This is a genomic window from Chelatococcus albus, from assembly GCF_030067675.1.
In the GTDB taxonomy this organism is placed as follows: Bacteria; Pseudomonadota; Alphaproteobacteria; order Rhizobiales; family Beijerinckiaceae; genus Chelatococcus_A; species Chelatococcus_A albus.
Genome location: NZ_JASJEV010000003.1, coordinates 395,539 through 410,579 on the forward strand (window position 1 = coordinate 395,539; position 15,041 = coordinate 410,579).

Sequence of the window (15,041 nt, forward strand, 5' to 3'; positions counted from 1 at the left end):
TGTCCTCCCCCCGCTGATCATCGATGAGACCCGTCGTGGCGTGTCAGCAGATGCGGAGGCGGCTCGGGCCCGTCGAGAATGCGCCCGAGCTGCCAGCCGTAGTCACGCCTTTCGCGTCGCCCTGCCAGGCCGAGTGCCTCGATCACCGAGGCAGGCACGGTTCCCGGCGCCAGCGCCTCGAACAGCGACAGGCCATAGTACAAGGGCACGGCCACGCCCTCGGCGGCTGCACGCTCGGCCAGAAGGTCGAAGGGAAATCCGGCGCGCAGATGGGGCAGGCAGTAGAAGTAATCACGGATGGTCGTCTTGGCGTGGCTCGCCTGCTCCGCATAGAGCCGCGCAAGGGTGAACCAGGCCGCATCGACCGGTGCGAGCGCGCGGCCGAGACCGAAGGCGCTCGGCACGGCCCTCTCGATCAGCGGCGCCGGATCCGTGTCGCGCGACAGGCCGACATGGATGTCCACATTGACGAAGAAGCGCGGAAGCCCCTGCGCCGTCTCGTACATGACGCAGGCGCCGGAGCGCCGGATCGCCGGCAGATCCGCGTCCGCCACCTCGATCCCCATCGGCTTCATGAAGGGGGCGAGCTCGTAATGGCCGAACTCGGTGGCCGCGATGTCCTCGATGTCGAGGTCGACGAGGCGGTCCTCCTCGGGCAGGAAGCCCGCCTGCCGGTAGCCGAGCGAGAAGAGACAGCGCTTGGCAATCTGCGCCGCGGCGCGGGGCACGAGCAGGTCGATGTCGCTCGAGACGCTGATCGCCCGCGAGCCGTAGAAGCGCTCGATTGCCTCCGCCCCCTTGAGGACGACCGCGCTCACGCCCTCGGCTTCGAGCCCCCGCAAGATCTCGAGGAGAGCGGCTCGCTGCGCGCTCCAGATGCGGTCGTAGATGATCTGCGGCGGGTAGCTTCTGCTGCCGTAGAGGAAGAACAGCGAGTCGATCTTCTTGGCCTGCAGCCAGGGCACGAGCCGGGCGGGGTCGAGATCCGCCGGCGGTGCCCAGCCTCGCCCCAGCGCAGCACGCACCAATGCCCCGAAGACAGTGATCTTGGTCAGATCATCGAAACGCAAAGGATGAGCACAATCGGACATTGAGCAACGAGCCATAATGCAATCGCATTAGAGTAGTGTCGCAAGGTAAATGCAATCCCTTCTAGCGTGCCGCCCGGCACAGGCCCGCCTTGTACGGGCCTCGCATGCATGGCACCAAGGGTCTCGTCCCGATCTCGCGAGAGCCGAGCCGTGCCGTCCGCCACAAGCCGCCGCGACCCTCCTGTCTCGATTGCCGGCATTCTCTTCGACAAGGATGGAACCCTGCTCGACTACGCGGCGAGTTGGACGCCCATCAATCGCCGCGCCGCCGCGATCGCCGCCCGCGGCGATCCAGCGCTCGCAGCCAGGCTGTTGCAGCTCGGTGGGGCTGATCCGGTGAGCGGCCGGGTTGCGCCCGACAGCCTGCTCGCCAGCGGCAACACGGCCGAGCTCGCCGAGGTATGGGTCGCCGGCGGGGCACCCCACGACCGGGGCGGCCTGACCCGCATGCTGGATGAACTGTTCCGCGCCTCGGTGGCCGACATGGTGCCGGTCACCGATCTCGCCGCCCTGTTCAGCCGGCTCCGGGGGCATGGCCTCAAGCTCGGCATCGCATCGAGCGACAACGAGGCCTCGGTCCGCGCGACGGCGGCGCGCTTCGGCATCGACGGCCTCATCGACTATGTCGCCGGCTACGACAGCGGCTTCGGCACGAAGCCGGCGCCCGGCATGGTTGAGGGCTTCTGCCGCGTGGCGCAGCTCTCCCCGGCGGAGGTCGCCGTGGTCGGCGACAACACCCACGACATGCTCATGGGCCGCGCTGCCGCTGTCGGCTTCATCGTCGGCGTGCTGACCGGCAACGGCACCCGCGAAACCCTCGCGCCGCACGCGGACATTTGCCTCGAGAGCATCGAAGCGCTGGAGGCTGCGCTCTACGGCTGATGCCCGCGGGGACTGCGCGGGCACGCCTTGCCCTGTCAGGGCAGGATCTGGCTGAGGAAGAGCTTGGTGCGCTCGTGCTGGGGATGGGCGAAGAACTCGCTCGGCGTGTTCATCTCCACGATCTGGCCGGCGTCCATGAAGATGACGCGGTTCGCCACCTGCTTGGCAAAGCCCATCTCGTGCGTGACGCAGAGCATGGTCATGCCCTCCTGCGCCAGCGACACCATGGTGTCGAGCACCTCCTTCACCATCTCCGGGTCGAGCGCCGAGGTCGGCTCGTCGAACAGCATGATCTTCGGGCTCATGCACAGCGAGCGGGCGATGGCCACCCGCTGCTGCCCGCCGGAGAGCTGGCCGGGATATTTGTGCGCCTGCTCCGGGCCTTCACCGCGATCCTCCCTGAGGTCAGGAACGCCTTTGCGGTCGGCCAGGGCCCTGGCGGCTCCGACCCGCAACGCACATCCCCCGCGCAGCGATCACGGACCGCGGCACGCCTTGGCGGCAGCAAGCGGCACGCGGGTCAGGAAACCTGCAACCGTCTGATTTTCGGAGAAGAATGGCGCACCGCACCGGGCGATGATGAGAACTACGTTTACGCTATAGCCCTCCCTTGAACGGAGTTCGAATCCCTCTCGTCCGCCACGCGGAATTTTGAAGATTTGGCGGTCAGCGCCCAACGGAAATGAGCACTATGACGACGCCACGGCTCTCGGCTCCCCTTTGGCGATCACCCACTCCAGCGCCGCATCGGCGATGTCCTCCCATCCGGGTGCGGCGATCAGGAAATGGCTGCGGCCTGGGAAACTGGTGGCTTCGGTGAGCGCGCCCGAAGCTTCATAGCAACTCAGATTCTGCCGAACCATGCCCGGCTCGACGATGCGATCATTCTCCCCGCTTATCAAGAGCAGTGGCGCACGATCGGCCTTCTTCCAAGCGACGGACGCACCGAGGCCCAGCACCGACTGGTAATAGATGCGGCCCGGTGCGGGGACGATATGACGGTCGAACGCCTGACGTTGCTCAGACTCGGGCAGGCCATTCGCAAAGTTCTTCGCGAACTGCTTGACGACATGCTCAAGGCCCGGCTCCAACCGCACCATGCGAGAAAGACCGGAAGCGCCGAAAGAAATGCCTTCGCGCCGGGTTTGATGCCAGCGGCGAGGCCGGGATCGATCGAGACGCCGGCCGCGCCTAGACCGCGATCGAGCAACATCTGCACGATCAATCCCCCATAGGAATGCCCGATCAGGACCGGCTGCTCCGGCAGGGTGGCGATGATTGCCGCGTAGTGATCCACGATCTTACCGAGGGTCAGCTTTCCGAGTTCGGGATGCGGCGCGCGGCGAAGTTCCTCGGCGGGGCGGTCCATGAGCGGCCAGGCCGGCGCGAGAACCTTATAGCCCTGCGCTTCGTAACGATCGATCCAGGGCTGCCAGATGGCAGGCGTCAGCCAAGCGCCGTGAATGAGGAGAATGGTCTTGGACATGGTTGCGTTTCCTTTTCGGCAGGCGGCCATGCCCTTCAGGGGGCATGGCCGCCGGTTCGGAGAAGATGCGTTCATGCGACGGGCGACGTTCGATCAGTCGAACTTCACGAGGTTGAGCGCTGGGAGCGGTCCACCGGGGAACTGGACGAGGCGTCCGCCGACTGAGATCGGTCCGAGGTCGATGCCGAAGAAGCCGAGCCGGTCGATCAGTGCGCCGACCTCCGCCTTCGATCCGGCCTCGTCGCCGGAATAGAACAGCACGCGGCGGCCACCCTCGGCGCGCGGATCGCCCGACAGCAGGTGCGGCTGCAGGTGATTGAAGGCTTTGACCACCCGCGCGCCGGGCACGAGGCCCGTGAAGACCTCGCTGGAGAGCCGGCCATTGAGCTCGGCGGGCCTGAACAGCGGCGCTTCGATCGGATTGTTGGCGTCGATGACGATGCGGCCGCCGAAGTCAGGAAGGCCAGCGAGCGCGCCCGGCAGCTTCGACCAGTTGACCGCGACGAGCACGATGTCCTTCGACGCCGCTTCCTCACGGGTGCCGGTCTCGATGGTCGGGCCGATGGCGGCCACCACATCCTTCAGGCTATCCGGGCCACGGCTGTTGGAAAGCGTGGCGCGGATGTTGTTGTTGGCAAGAGCCGTTGCGAAGGCGCGGCCGATATTGCCAGCGCCGATGATGCCGATGCTGTTCATGGCAGAGTCCTTTCAGGGGTTCGAGTATCAGGAGGATCAGGCAGTCAGACCGCCATCGGCCACGATGTCCGCGCCGGTGACGAAGGCCGCATCGGGGCTGGCGAGGAAAGCGACGACGCTGGCGATCTCGGCGGGTTGGCCATAGCGGCCGATTGCCATGCCGGGGCCGACGATGGCAGCGACAGGACCGTCCGCCGGGTTCATGTCGGTATCGGTCGGGCCGGGATGGACCGTGTTGACGGTGATGCCCTTGGGACCGAGGTCGCGCACGAGGCTCCGATTGAAGCCAGTGATCGCGCCCTTGGTCAGCGTATAGACCGAGGCGGTCGGGAACGCTGCATAGCGTGTCATGGACGAGCCGATATGGATGATGCGCCCGCCCGGCGTCATGTGCCGCACCGCCTCCTGGGTGGCGACGAACACTCCGGTGACGTTGACGGCGATCATCCGCTCATAGTCTTCGAACTTGAAGTCCTCGATAGGGGCGTTCACCGCTACACCGGCATTGTTGACGAGGATGTCGATGCCGCCGAAGGCCGAGACGGTCTTCGCTACGGCCGCGCGCACCGCTTCGGGGCTGCCGGCGTCCGCCGCGATGGCGAGAGCCTTGCCACCGGCTGCCTCGATGTCGGCGACAACTTGGGCGGCCTTGTCAGGCGAGGCACTGTAGGTGATGGCGACCGCCGCTCCATCAACGGCAAGTTTCTTCGCGATGGCTGCCCCGATCGAGCGCGAGCCGCCGGTGACAAGGGCAACCTTGCCGGTTAGGGGATGGGTGGGATTGGTCATTGTCTTCGCTCCGTTTGCGTTTCGATGGAGCGAAGATGGCCCATTTATTTCCTTTCGATTAGCCGGTAATGTCTTGATCTGATTTCAAGCAATCGTTGAAGGCAACATGGAGACGCTGGCCAATCTCGAAAGCTTCGTCAAAAGCGCGGAAACCTCCAGCTTCTCGGAGGCGGCGCGGCGCATGGCGCTCACCCCGGCCGCCGTCAGCCGCAACGTGGCGATGCTGGAGCGGAACCTTGGCGTGCGGCTGTTCCAGCGCTCCACGCGCAAGCTCGTGCTGACCGAGGCTGGCGAACGCTTCCTTCTGTCGATCGGCGGCAATCTCGACGCCCTACAGGCGGCTATCGCCGATGCCTCGTCCGGTGCATCCGAGCCGGCGGGCGTGCTGAAGGTCAGCCTCAGCCCTACCTTTGGTGTCACCCACATCCTGCCGCTGTTGTCGGAACTCCTGCGCCGATACCCGCTCATCCGGCCCGAATGGCATTTTGAGAACCGCCCGGTCGATCTTGTCGCCGAGGGCTATGACGTAGCGATCGGCGGGGGCTTCGATCTTGCTCCGGGCATCGTCGCCCGGACGTTGGCACCCGCCCACATCATCGCCGTGGCGTCGCCCGCCTACATGGCGGAACGCACGCCGCCGACCGATCCGGCCGGACTGTCGCAGTTCGACGGGATCGTCATGCGCTCGCTTAGGACCGGCCGCGTCCGTCATTGGGCAATGCGGGATGCAGTGGGAGCCGAAATGCTGGCGCCGTTGCGCGAAACGATTGTCGTCAACGACCCGGCGGCGATGCGCGAAGCGGCAAGGCTCGGCCTCGGCGTGGCGATGCTCGCCGTGCCCGACGTCCTGCCGGAGCTTGAGAACGGCAGCCTCGTTCGCCTTCTTCCACATTGGTACTCCGATGCAGGGGCAATTTCGCTTTACTATGCCTCGCGCACCCTCCTGCCAGCCAAGACACGGGCCTTCGTCGATCTGGTCGCGGAGGTGTTCAAACGGGATCGATTGGCCGAACGATTTGCCGGGAGTCTTGGATGACAATGGGCAAGCCAGCGGTCGTGCAGAAACGGCAACGTTTGCGTAGCTACCCGTGTCGCCACACTTTGATCGCGCTGGCCAGCAGGATGATCGCCAGCAACGGCAATAGCACGTCGCTTGACACCAGCCCGAGGAGTTGCGCGCCGACAAAGCTACCCACAATGGAGCCAGCCGCCATCACCAGCACGAACGTCTTGTTGCGGCCGAGAACGGCGAAGCTGCTGTCGCGACTATATCGCGTGAAGCCCATCAGCATGGTCGGCAAACTGACCGCCAGCGAGAGGCTGCCAGCGAGCTTGATGTCGCAACCGAAGAGGAGAACGAGCGTCGGGATGAGAAGCTCGCCGCCGGCAACACCGAGAAGCGACGCGACAACGCCGATTGCCGCGCCTGCGATGATGCCAGCGATGATCTGAGCCGAGCCTCCAAGCAGAGGATGACCGCCGCCCTGCGGATCATGACCGATCAACAGCACCACTGCGATCATCACCAGCAGCGCGGCGATGATCCGATAAAGCGCTCCGGACTTCAGCCGCGTCGCCCAGCCGGCCCCGAACCAGGCACCGGCTAAGCTTCCGGCCAGCAGGTTGACGATCACCGGCCAATTCGCTGCCACATCCACCCACGGAACCGTCGAAGCTCTGAACGGCAATGCCGACGCGACCACGACAAGGCTCATGGCCTTGTTGAGGATCACCGCTTCCAGCGCGTGGAAGCGGAAAGCGCCAATGAGCAGCGGGAGGCGGAATTCGGCTCCGCCGAGCCCGATCAAGCCGCCAAGGGCACCGATGCCGGCGCCTCCCGAGAAAGCGGTGAATGGACTTCGAGGCGTCGTCTCGGCCAATGTCATGCTGAATCCTCCAAAGGGATGTCCAGCGCTTCTCGGACACGTGCGCTCGCGGGCGCTGATAGAACCTCGGCTGTCGGGCCCGTTTGCAGCGTCTCGCCCCGGTCGAGGACGCACAGCGCGTCGGCAAGATCGGCGGCTTCATCCAGGTCGTGGGTAACGAGCAGGATGGGCATCGAAACGGCGGTGCGAAGTTCGCGGAGCTCCCGGTGAAGGCTGCGGCGCGTGCGTCGATCGACCGCGGAGAAGGGTTCGTCGAGAAGCAGAACGGCAGGATCACGGGCGAGTGCTCGAGCAACGGCGACCCGCTGCTGTTGGCCGCCGGACAGCGCCGCCGGTTTGCGATCCTCAAGTCCGTCGAGATGAACCAAGCGTAGCAGAGCACGGGCTCGCTCGGAGTGCTCCTTTGGCGGTCGGTGCGCGAGAGCTGCCTTTACGTTGTCGAGCGCCGTCATGTGCGGGAACAGCGCATAGCTCTGAAACACGAGGCCGACTGACCGGCGATGCGGAGGCACGGCGAGGCCGGCGCTGGCATCGAACCAGAGATCTCCATTGCACTGGATTCGACCGGAGGCGGGACGATAGAGTCCGGCGATCGCTCGCAGGATCGTCGATTTGCCGCTGCCGGACGGACCGACGAGGGCCAAAACCTCGCCTGGGGCGCATGAGAACTCGGCCGATAGCGGGATCGGCCCGGATTGCTCGACGGTGACGCGCAATCCCTCAGACATAGCGGCGCCCAATCCCGCGGGAGAGCATGAACGTGACGCCGAGCGCGACGAGCGAGAGCGCGAGCAGCAATGCCGACATCGCACCGGCAGCCGCGTTGTCGAATGCCTGGACACGGTCGTAGATCGATATGGCGATGGTCTTCGTCTGGCCGGGAATGCTCCCGCCGACCATCAGGACAACACCAAACTCGCCGAGCGTATGAGCGAAGGAAAGCACAAGACCCGTGACGATCCCCGGCCACGCAAGCGGCAGTTCGATCCGGATGAGCACCCGCCACGGCGACATGCCCGAGCAGGCTGCTGCCTCCCGCACGTCGGGCGGGATGGCCTCGAACGCCCGCTGCATCGGCTGGATCGCGAAGGGCAGATTGACCAGAACGGAGGCTGCCAGCAGCCCCTCGAAGCTGAAGACGAGCGAGTGGCCGAACAGCGCCTGGTAGGCCCGACCAAACACCGAAGCGCCGCCGAAGCTGACGAGGAGATAGTAGCCGATGACGGTCGGCGGCAGGACGAGCGGAAGGGCGACAGCGGCCTCAGCCAGGCTCTTTCCAGCGAACGCGCGATAGGCGAGCAGGCGGCCGAGGATCACGCCGACCGGAAGCAGGATCAGGATGGTGAGCGCCCCCAGGCGCAGGGAAAGTGCGAATGCCGGCCAGTCCATGAGTGCCATAGCCGGTCAGGTTGCCTCGCCCGGCAGCACAAATCCGTACTTGCGGAAGATCGCGCGTGCTGCGGGCTGCTGGACGTAAGCATAGAACGCTCGCGCGGTGTCGCCGGCGCCCTTGAGAAGCACCATGCTCTGGCGAAGCGGTTTGTGCCACTCGGCCGGGATCAGCACGTATGAGCCGCGATCACTGACATGCTGCGACAGGGCCAGCGAATAGGCGAATATGCCGCCTTGCGAGGAGCCCGACGTGGCGAACTGTGCTGCCTGAGAGACATTCTCACCAAGAACCAGCCTCGGCTGCACGGCATCCCACAGGCCGCGTGAACGCAAGGCCTCCTCGGCAGCTCGCCCATAGGGGGCGTGTTCGGGATTGGCGATTGCGAACCGTTGGATTCGCCCGTCGGCGAGCGCTGCCCGTAAATCGGCGAGTTCGGCGTCGACCCTGAGCGACGAGCCTGTAGGTGCAAACAATACGATACGGCCGATCGCATAGAGCGTGCCGCCGTCCTCGGTTTTGCCTGCTTCAGAGAGCTGCCGCACAAACCCTTCGTCGGCAGACAGGAACATCTGGAACGGGGCACCCTGCTGAATCTGGCGAAGGAAATTTCCGGATGATCCGAAGGTTAGGTTGACGCTCTGGCCGGTATCCTTCGTGAATGAGGCCGCGATCTCCTGAAGGGCAAATTGTAGATCGGAGGCCGCGGCAATGTTCGGTGGTTGCGTCTGTTGGGCCGCCACTCTCGAGATCGAGGTTGAAACGCCAAGCAGCGCGAGACCGAGGCTCAAGATCACAAGGCCTCGGCGTATCCAGTCGGTTGAAAGGCCGGCGCCGGCACCGAAGGCCGAGGCGTGATTGGTCGGCGTCGCTGGTTTGTTCTCGTCGCGGCCTGCCGCGAGATCAGAAGGTGCCGAAGGTCGGTTCATTTCGCGCCTCGCGTTCCGGATGGGTTCCAAGCCGGCCCGCGCGAAAACGCACGAAAGTAGATGAAAGCGTATGATACCGCCGGCCGACCTGCTGTTTCGTTCGAGTTAGAGCCCAAAAACAGCCTTCATGTAAAGCGAAAGCGCATGAAAGTGGCTGGAACTTCAAACGAAATGCATCTATCGATACGAAATTAGACGAACCGATATGTGGAGTGAGCCCGATGGCTACCCGTGACGCGCTGACCGTTGAGGATGTGGCGGGGCTGCTGAACGTCAGTCGGAGCGGGATTTATGCTCTGATCAAGAATGGAGAGATCGGCTCCTACAAGGTGGGCCGCAAGATCCGCTTCACCGAAGCGCATGTCCGGGATTACGTCACTCGTTCCGGACGAGAGCCGCGTCGGCAGGAAGCCTACGGCTCTGTCGCCCTCGACGAGAACAAGTATTTCGACCTCTCTACGGGTAGGCGCGGTGGCGAGGGGTTCGTCATATGCGGACAGGATCTCATTCTCGATATCCTGTCGAACTTCATGCGCATGCACGGCGTGACGGCGCTGCGCGCCTATATCGGCAGCTACGACAGCCTCGTTTCCCTCTATCACGACAAGGTCAGCGTCGCGACGGCCCATCTGTGGGACAGTTCGAGTGACGACTACAACGTCCCCCACGTCCGCACTCTTCTGCCCGGCATTCGTTGCACCATCATCAACGTCACCTATCGGACGCAGGGGCTCTATGTCGCCAAAGGCAATCCCAAGAACATCCAGACATGGAGCGACTTCGCTCGCGACGACATTCGGATGATCAACCGCGAGAAGGGAGCCGGCTCGCGCGTTCTTCTCGATGAGAACCTGAAGCTGCTCGATCTCTATGGCAGCCAGGTCGCCGGATATGACGAGGAGAACCAATCGCATCTGGCCGTGGCCAGTGCCGTTGGACGCGGGGAGGCGGACATCGCGGTCGGCACCGAGAAGATCGCCCGCCAGGTCGAGAACATAGACTTCGTCCCGATGAAGAGGGAGCGGTATGATCTCGTCGTCAAGACCGAGCGTGTCGACACGCCGGAAATCAAGACGCTGTTCGAAATCCTGCGGTCAGCGAAGTTTCAGAACGAGTTCAAGAGTATTGGCGGGTACGACATCAGCGACATGGGAAAGATCATTCACGAGACATGATCTGGTCTGCTGACGGAATACCTCCTCCCAAAAAATAGCGCGCGCCGACGCGCATTCAAACAGTTCTTTGTTATACGGTAAGAACGTCGTCTCTTTCGACAAGATTGCGACTGCCTTGAGGCGGCCGGGAAGACATCACGTAGACTTCTGCAATTATAGAGAGGCAATAGATAATGTCTGCCTCTATTCCTAAGAGAAATTGCCGATCCCTTCACGGACTGAAATAAACACTTGGATCGCTTCGCCCAATAGCAGCGATCAGGACGTCAGGGTTTACGGCTTTCCGGTCATTCCTATCCTGATCCGGTTCATGTGCCCAGCCTCCGCTCCGCTCTGACCGGGCGAGGTGCTTGGGGGCGCTGCCCCCTCGCGCGGCACAAGAGCAGACGCGCGGTATCCCCAGCCTTCCGCGCGGATGCATGCTGCGCACCTTCGTCATGACGTCGATCCGCTTGTGCAGGCCGGGTGATCCCCCTCCGCCGTCTGCCCTTGCGCCTTGCACCCCCCGGTCTCGGCGACGGCCAGGGTTGCAGCGCAGCGCTGCGCTCCAACCCAAGCCAATAGGAGAATGACCATGACCACGAATGCAAAGACCGCCCCCGTCATCGAGAACGGCAGGGAGGTCTTCATCCCGCTCAACAAGCTCAAGAAGCACCCGAAGAATGCCCGCAAGACCCCGCACAGCGAGGCGTCCATCGAAGGGAAGGCCGCGAGCATCGCCGCCAAGGGCATTCTGCAGAATCTGGTGGTGGAGCCGGAGACGAATGCGGAGGGCGAGCCGACCGGCTTCTATCTCGTCAGCATCGGCGAAGGCCGCAGGCTAGCGCAGCTTCTTCGCGTGAAGCGCAAGGAGATCAAGAAGACGGAGCCGATCCGCTGCGTCATCGATACGGCGAACGATGCGGCCGAGATCAGCCTTGACGAGAACGTCAACCGCGAGAACCTTCACCCCGCCGACGAGTTCGAGAAATTCCGGGAGCTTTCGGAGGATCGCGGATGGGGCGCGGAGGAAATCGCAGCCCGCTTCGGGGTCACCGCGCAAGTCGTGAAGCAGCGGCTTCGCCTCGGAGCCGTCAGCCCCAAGCTGATCCAGATTTACCGCGACGGCGGGCTGACCATGGATCAGTTGCAGGCTTTCGCCATCACCGACGATCATGCACGGCAGGAGCAGGTCTTTGGAAACCTCTCTTACAATCGCGAACCGTGGATCATCCGCCGCGACCTGACCGCGAGCAACGTGGCGGCTTCGGATCGACGGGCGGTGTTCGTCGGGCCGGAAGCCTATGCCGAGGCGGGCGGCAACATCATCCGCGACCTGTTCACCGAGGATCGCGGCGGCTTCTATGAGGATGCCGTGCTGCTCGACCGGCTTGCGCTCGACAAGCTGGAACGGATCGCGGCGCAAGTGCAGGAGGCCGAGGGGTGGAAGTGGGTTTTGGCTCATGTCGATTGGCCCCACGCCCACGGCATGCGCCGCACCTATCCGCATCCGGTGGAGCTTTCGGAGGCAGACGCCGCCGCCTACGACGCCGCGCAGGAGGAACTTAAGCGCCTGTCCGCCGCATGGGAGAACGCGGACGTGGACCTGCCGACCGAAGTGGACCAGCGCCTTGCCGAGCTTGAAGCCGAGATCGAGCGTATCGACGGCAAGCGCCATGCCTATGAAGCGGAGGAGATCGCGCGCGGCGGCGTGTTCGTCGTGCTGAACCATGACGGGACCGCCCGCATCGAACGCGGTTTCATCCGCCCCGAGGACGAGGCCCCGGAACCGGAAGAACCGGCAGCGGACGAGGATGTCGGCACCGCCATCGGCGGTGTGTGCGTCAACGCCGATGGCGAGGTCATGGACGATGGCGACTATGACGAGGATGGCAACGACGCTTCCGCGCTCGAGACCGAGGACGAGGAAGCCGAGGAAGACGGCAAGCCGCTGTCGGACTCGCTCATCCGCGACCTGACTGCCCATCGGACCCTTGCCTTGCGTCTTACCCTTGGTGAGCAGCCGGACATGGCCTTGATCGCCGTCACCCACACGCTGGCCGCGCAGACCTTTTATCGCGGTGTTGACGCCAACGTCCTCGAAATTCGCCCGATCAGCGCCAGCCTTGGCGGGCATGCGGACGGCATCGAGGACACGGCGGCGGCGAAGGCGCTAGCGGATCGTCATGCCGGATGGGCGACGGACATGCCGCGCGATGTGGCCGATCTTTGGGGCTTCATCGCCGGGCTGGACAATGCCAGCGTCATGGCGCTGTTCGCGCATTGCGCTTCGCTGACCGTCAATGCCGTTAAGCTGCCGTGGGAAGTCCACAAGCGCCGCGCCCACCGGACCGCCGACAAGCTGGCGACGGCGGTTGCTCTCGACATGACCGCGCACTGGACGCCCACGGTTCGGGCCTATCTCGGACGCGTCACCAAGGCCCATATCCTCGCCGCCGTGCGGGAGGCCCTTGGCGACGAAGCAGCGGAGCGGATCGCGGACAAGAAGAAGCAGGAGATGGCCGAAGCCGCCGAGCAGCTTCTTGCCGGAACCGGTTGGCTTCCGCCTGTGCTGCGCACCGACCGGCCCGCGTGGTTGGCCGATGAGCGGCAGGAGGCCCATGCTGCGGAGACCGAAGACAGGGCGGAAGTGCACATCGATGACCATTTCTCTGTTGCAGCGGAATGAAAGAGAGCCGGGATCGCTGCTACGGTCCCGGCGTTCCTTTCTGCAACCCCCGAAAAAATTGCGGTCGCGCGGGGATCGCCCCCGCGCGACCGACCGATGACCGCCGCGGCCATCGGTTCAAGAGGAACTTGCGATGATCGTGCTCATGTTGATGGCCGGTGCGCTGGTCGCAGGTCTATGTGTCTTGGCCTATACGCTCGCCGTCTATGCGCTGCCCTTCATACTTGGAGCGGAGGCGGCGGGTCTTGCCTGCACCTCCGGCTCCGGCCTGATCGGTGCGAATTGGTTGGACTGATCGCCGGCGCCGCAGCTTGTAGTCTGGTAACGGTCCTGTTCATCGTGGTGCGCCGACCGATCCTGCGCCTCGCCGTGGCGCCCATCTTTGCCGCGCCCGCCGCCGTCGCGGGCTAGGCGCTGATCCATGGCATCACGAGCGATGCCGTGTCGTCCGAGATCTGGCGCGTCGTCTTTTGCCTGATTGGCAGCGGCGTGTCCGGCTTGTCGGCGCTCATTCAACTGGCGGGCGATGTCGTCGCAGGCACTCGACAGCAGGGCAAATTGCCAGTCGCGCGGGCACAGCGCGCGCGACTGGCAGCATCAGAATGCAGCAGACCCGTAAGGATATTGACGATACCGCTTCATCTGTTCGCGGTGACGCCTATCCTGCGCCCGAACTCCATCCGGTCGGATTTCGCAATCGAGGTCTTCGAGGCAAGGCTTCGACATATTGAAGCTGACGTTCAAGTCGTCGTAGCCCATCTCGTCAATATAGGTCTTTATTTTGAAGCCAGCGTGCAGAGCAGCAGCAATCAAGACCCCGTTGGCAACATAGGTAGGACCGAGTTTTTCACCCTCGGGATAAGCGCAGGCGTAGTTTTCTGCGATATGTTTCAGCCAGTAGCTGCCCGTGCCCTTTCGAATAGTCTTCGTCGGCGTGACCCGTGCGAGGAAGGCAAGTGATGTCAAAAAAGACTTTACGGCGCCATCACTGATCAGTACCGCGCGATCCTGCCGAAATTTGGCGTTCATGTCGCGGAAGTCTTCCCAACTGCCATCTTCCTTCCGCCGGGGGCGACCGACGCCAATCCCCCACATTGTGAGCTTTGGCATCCGTTTCGAAACTTCGTGAAGGGCGACCTTTGCTGCTGCGTGATAGAGCAGCTTGGGGCGCACATCGAAGCCGTGATCCGCGAGGTAGGTGGTGAACAGATCACCTCGGATATGGGCTGTTCCGGGTGTTTCCGCCTTCACCGCAGCAAGCGCTGCCGCGTAGGTTCGGAAGCCCAGCCCGCGCGCGATCGCCTCACAGCGATGCGAGGATTTCACATCCGGCAGTTCGCGTGTGAGTTCGGCCTTGATGGTGTCGAGCCCATCAGCCGACACAGGAATTGTAAGAGCAAACACGATGCATCTCCATGTCGGGCATTGCTGTTCGCCGATTACGCAGCAGCCCAATGGTTGGGATGCTCATCGTGAGATTGATTGAACGTTCTTCCTTCAGGACGTTTGACCCGGCGACAGGTCACAGGTGCCCAACCCGAATCAAACTTTCGCGCGGTCCGGGCGATTTGGCAATAGTATCGGGAAAGCGGCGATTCTATCCGGGAGCCTTGGATGCCAGACGTAGTCACCCCGTTGCTCAACTTCATTTCTACTGCATCGGTCGCGATCGTAGCGGGTGTGCTGAGTTACACCGCCGGCAAAGGGATGAAGAGGCACGAATGGATTTTGAATCTTCGACGAGAAAAAGTAGCTGTCCGGCAGCGCTTATATGCGGAATTTCTTGCTGAGGCTGATCGTCAGGTTCTTCAGAGCATGAAGGAAAAATCCAGCGAAGTGACCTCCTTCTATGAAATCACCCGCAAGTTCTCCGAGATCGAGCTAATCTCTTCAGATGCCGTATCCGTTGCCGCAAAATCAATATGTGACCACGTTATCGGCTCTCATGCGGCGAAGGAAAAGATGGGGACGATGACCTGCCCCCCGCCGGTCCCTCATTCATTGTGAGAGCCCAGGGGTTTGGTAGCTGATCTCCATCGCCGGCGGTAG

17 protein-coding genes and 1 pseudogene are annotated in these 15,041 nt (G+C 63.4%); 7 read left to right on the forward strand and 11 right to left on the reverse strand.

Features of this window, described 5'->3' with window-relative positions:
• Nucleotides 1-17: 17 nt before the first annotated feature.
• Nucleotides 18-1,070, reverse strand: coding sequence for a nucleotidyltransferase family protein (locus tag QNA08_RS07515; protein ID WP_283740062.1), 1,053 nt, complete (start codon nucleotides 1,068-1,070; stop codon nucleotides 18-20).
• Between the two features lie 171 nt (nucleotides 1,071-1,241).
• Here QNA08_RS07515 and QNA08_RS07520 point away from each other — a divergent pair, with 171 nt between their 5' ends.
• Entirely contained in the window at nucleotides 1,242-1,973 is a 732-nt protein-coding gene (locus QNA08_RS07520; RefSeq protein WP_283740063.1) for an HAD family hydrolase, read from the forward strand.
• A gap of 35 nt (nucleotides 1,974-2,008) precedes the next feature.
• Here the strand turns inward: QNA08_RS07520 and QNA08_RS07525 are convergent.
• The 5 genes and pseudogenes from QNA08_RS07525 to QNA08_RS07545 form a co-directional block, all read right to left on the reverse strand.
• Nucleotides 2,009-2,353 (reverse strand): annotated as a pseudogene (locus QNA08_RS07525) (amino acid ABC transporter ATP-binding protein); the annotation flags it as partial.
• A gap of 309 nt (nucleotides 2,354-2,662) precedes the next feature.
• The gene (locus QNA08_RS07530) at nucleotides 2,663-2,836 is read right to left on the reverse strand and encodes a hypothetical protein (protein WP_283740064.1); all 174 of its coding nucleotides are present in this window, start codon (nucleotides 2,834-2,836) and stop codon (nucleotides 2,663-2,665) included.
• Between the two features lie 35 nt (nucleotides 2,837-2,871).
• A complete protein-coding gene (locus QNA08_RS07535) occupies nucleotides 2,872-3,459 on the reverse strand; it encodes an esterase/lipase family protein (RefSeq protein WP_283740065.1) in 588 nt (195 codons plus the stop codon).
• Between the two features lie 93 nt (nucleotides 3,460-3,552).
• Complete coding sequence (locus tag QNA08_RS07540; protein WP_283740066.1) at nucleotides 3,553-4,155, reverse strand: NADPH-dependent F420 reductase; 603 nt, start codon at nucleotides 4,153-4,155, stop codon at nucleotides 3,553-3,555.
• A gap of 36 nt (nucleotides 4,156-4,191) precedes the next feature.
• A complete protein-coding gene (locus QNA08_RS07545) occupies nucleotides 4,192-4,944 on the reverse strand; it encodes a 3-oxoacyl-ACP reductase family protein (RefSeq protein ID WP_283740067.1) in 753 nt (250 codons plus the stop codon).
• A 106-nt stretch (nucleotides 4,945-5,050) separates the two neighbouring features.
• Between QNA08_RS07545 and QNA08_RS07550 the strand changes: the two genes are divergently transcribed.
• On the forward strand, nucleotides 5,051-5,980 hold the full coding sequence (locus QNA08_RS07550; protein ID WP_283740068.1) for a LysR family transcriptional regulator: 930 nt from the start codon (nucleotides 5,051-5,053) through the stop codon (nucleotides 5,978-5,980).
• A 46-nt stretch (nucleotides 5,981-6,026) separates the two neighbouring features.
• Here QNA08_RS07550 and QNA08_RS07555 read toward each other — a convergent pair whose 3' ends face one another.
• From QNA08_RS07555 to modA, 4 genes are read right to left on the reverse strand one after another with little or no spacing between them, the layout of a single operon-like run.
• Complete coding sequence (locus QNA08_RS07555; RefSeq protein WP_283740069.1) at nucleotides 6,027-6,830, reverse strand: sulfite exporter TauE/SafE family protein; 804 nt, start codon at nucleotides 6,828-6,830, stop codon at nucleotides 6,027-6,029.
• Nucleotides 6,827-7,558 carry an ABC transporter ATP-binding protein gene (locus QNA08_RS07560; RefSeq protein ID WP_283740070.1) on the reverse strand — a complete coding sequence of 244 codons (732 nt, stop codon included), beginning with the start codon at nucleotides 7,556-7,558 and terminating at the stop codon, nucleotides 6,827-6,829. The genes QNA08_RS07555 and QNA08_RS07560 overlap by 4 nt, the downstream gene beginning before the upstream one ends.
• Nucleotides 7,551-8,228, reverse strand: a complete 678-nt coding sequence (gene modB, locus QNA08_RS07565) for a molybdate ABC transporter permease subunit (RefSeq protein ID WP_283740071.1) — start codon at nucleotides 8,226-8,228, stop codon at nucleotides 7,551-7,553. The genes QNA08_RS07560 and modB overlap by 8 nt, the downstream gene beginning before the upstream one ends.
• 6 nt (nucleotides 8,229-8,234) lie before the next feature.
• Nucleotides 8,235-9,149 carry a molybdate ABC transporter substrate-binding protein gene (modA, locus tag QNA08_RS07570; protein ID WP_283740072.1) on the reverse strand — a complete coding sequence of 305 codons (915 nt, stop codon included), beginning with the start codon at nucleotides 9,147-9,149 and terminating at the stop codon, nucleotides 8,235-8,237.
• Nucleotides 9,150-9,370: 221 nt separating this feature from the next.
• Here modA and QNA08_RS07575 point away from each other — a divergent pair, with 221 nt between their 5' ends.
• The 4 genes from QNA08_RS07575 to QNA08_RS18985 all read left to right on the forward strand — a co-directional run bounded on the left by QNA08_RS07575 (nucleotide 9,371) and on the right by QNA08_RS18985 (nucleotide 13,403).
• Entirely contained in the window at nucleotides 9,371-10,324 is a 954-nt protein-coding gene (locus QNA08_RS07575; RefSeq protein ID WP_283740073.1) for a substrate-binding domain-containing protein, read from the forward strand.
• Between the two features lie 574 nt (nucleotides 10,325-10,898).
• On the forward strand, nucleotides 10,899-12,992 hold the full coding sequence (locus tag QNA08_RS07580; RefSeq protein ID WP_283740074.1) for a ParB/RepB/Spo0J family partition protein: 2,094 nt from the start codon (nucleotides 10,899-10,901) through the stop codon (nucleotides 12,990-12,992).
• A gap of 133 nt (nucleotides 12,993-13,125) precedes the next feature.
• Entirely contained in the window at nucleotides 13,126-13,287 is a 162-nt protein-coding gene (locus tag QNA08_RS18980) for a hypothetical protein (RefSeq protein ID WP_340321773.1), read from the forward strand.
• Nucleotides 13,275-13,403, forward strand: a complete 129-nt coding sequence (locus tag QNA08_RS18985; RefSeq protein WP_340321775.1) for a hypothetical protein — start codon at nucleotides 13,275-13,277, stop codon at nucleotides 13,401-13,403. Before QNA08_RS18980 ends, QNA08_RS18985 begins: the two co-directional genes overlap by 13 nt.
• Before the next feature lie 186 nt (nucleotides 13,404-13,589).
• Here the strand turns inward: QNA08_RS18985 and QNA08_RS07590 are convergent, their stop codons facing one another.
• Nucleotides 13,590-14,396, reverse strand: a complete 807-nt coding sequence (locus tag QNA08_RS07590) for a hypothetical protein (RefSeq protein ID WP_283740098.1) — start codon at nucleotides 14,394-14,396, stop codon at nucleotides 13,590-13,592.
• 210 nt (nucleotides 14,397-14,606) lie between these two features.
• On the opposite strand from QNA08_RS07590, the gene QNA08_RS07595 reads away from it, so the two are divergent.
• Nucleotides 14,607-14,999 carry a hypothetical protein gene (locus QNA08_RS07595; protein ID WP_283740075.1) on the forward strand — a complete coding sequence of 131 codons (393 nt, stop codon included), beginning with the start codon at nucleotides 14,607-14,609 and terminating at the stop codon, nucleotides 14,997-14,999.
• The last annotated feature ends 42 nt before the right edge of the window (nucleotides 15,000-15,041 follow it).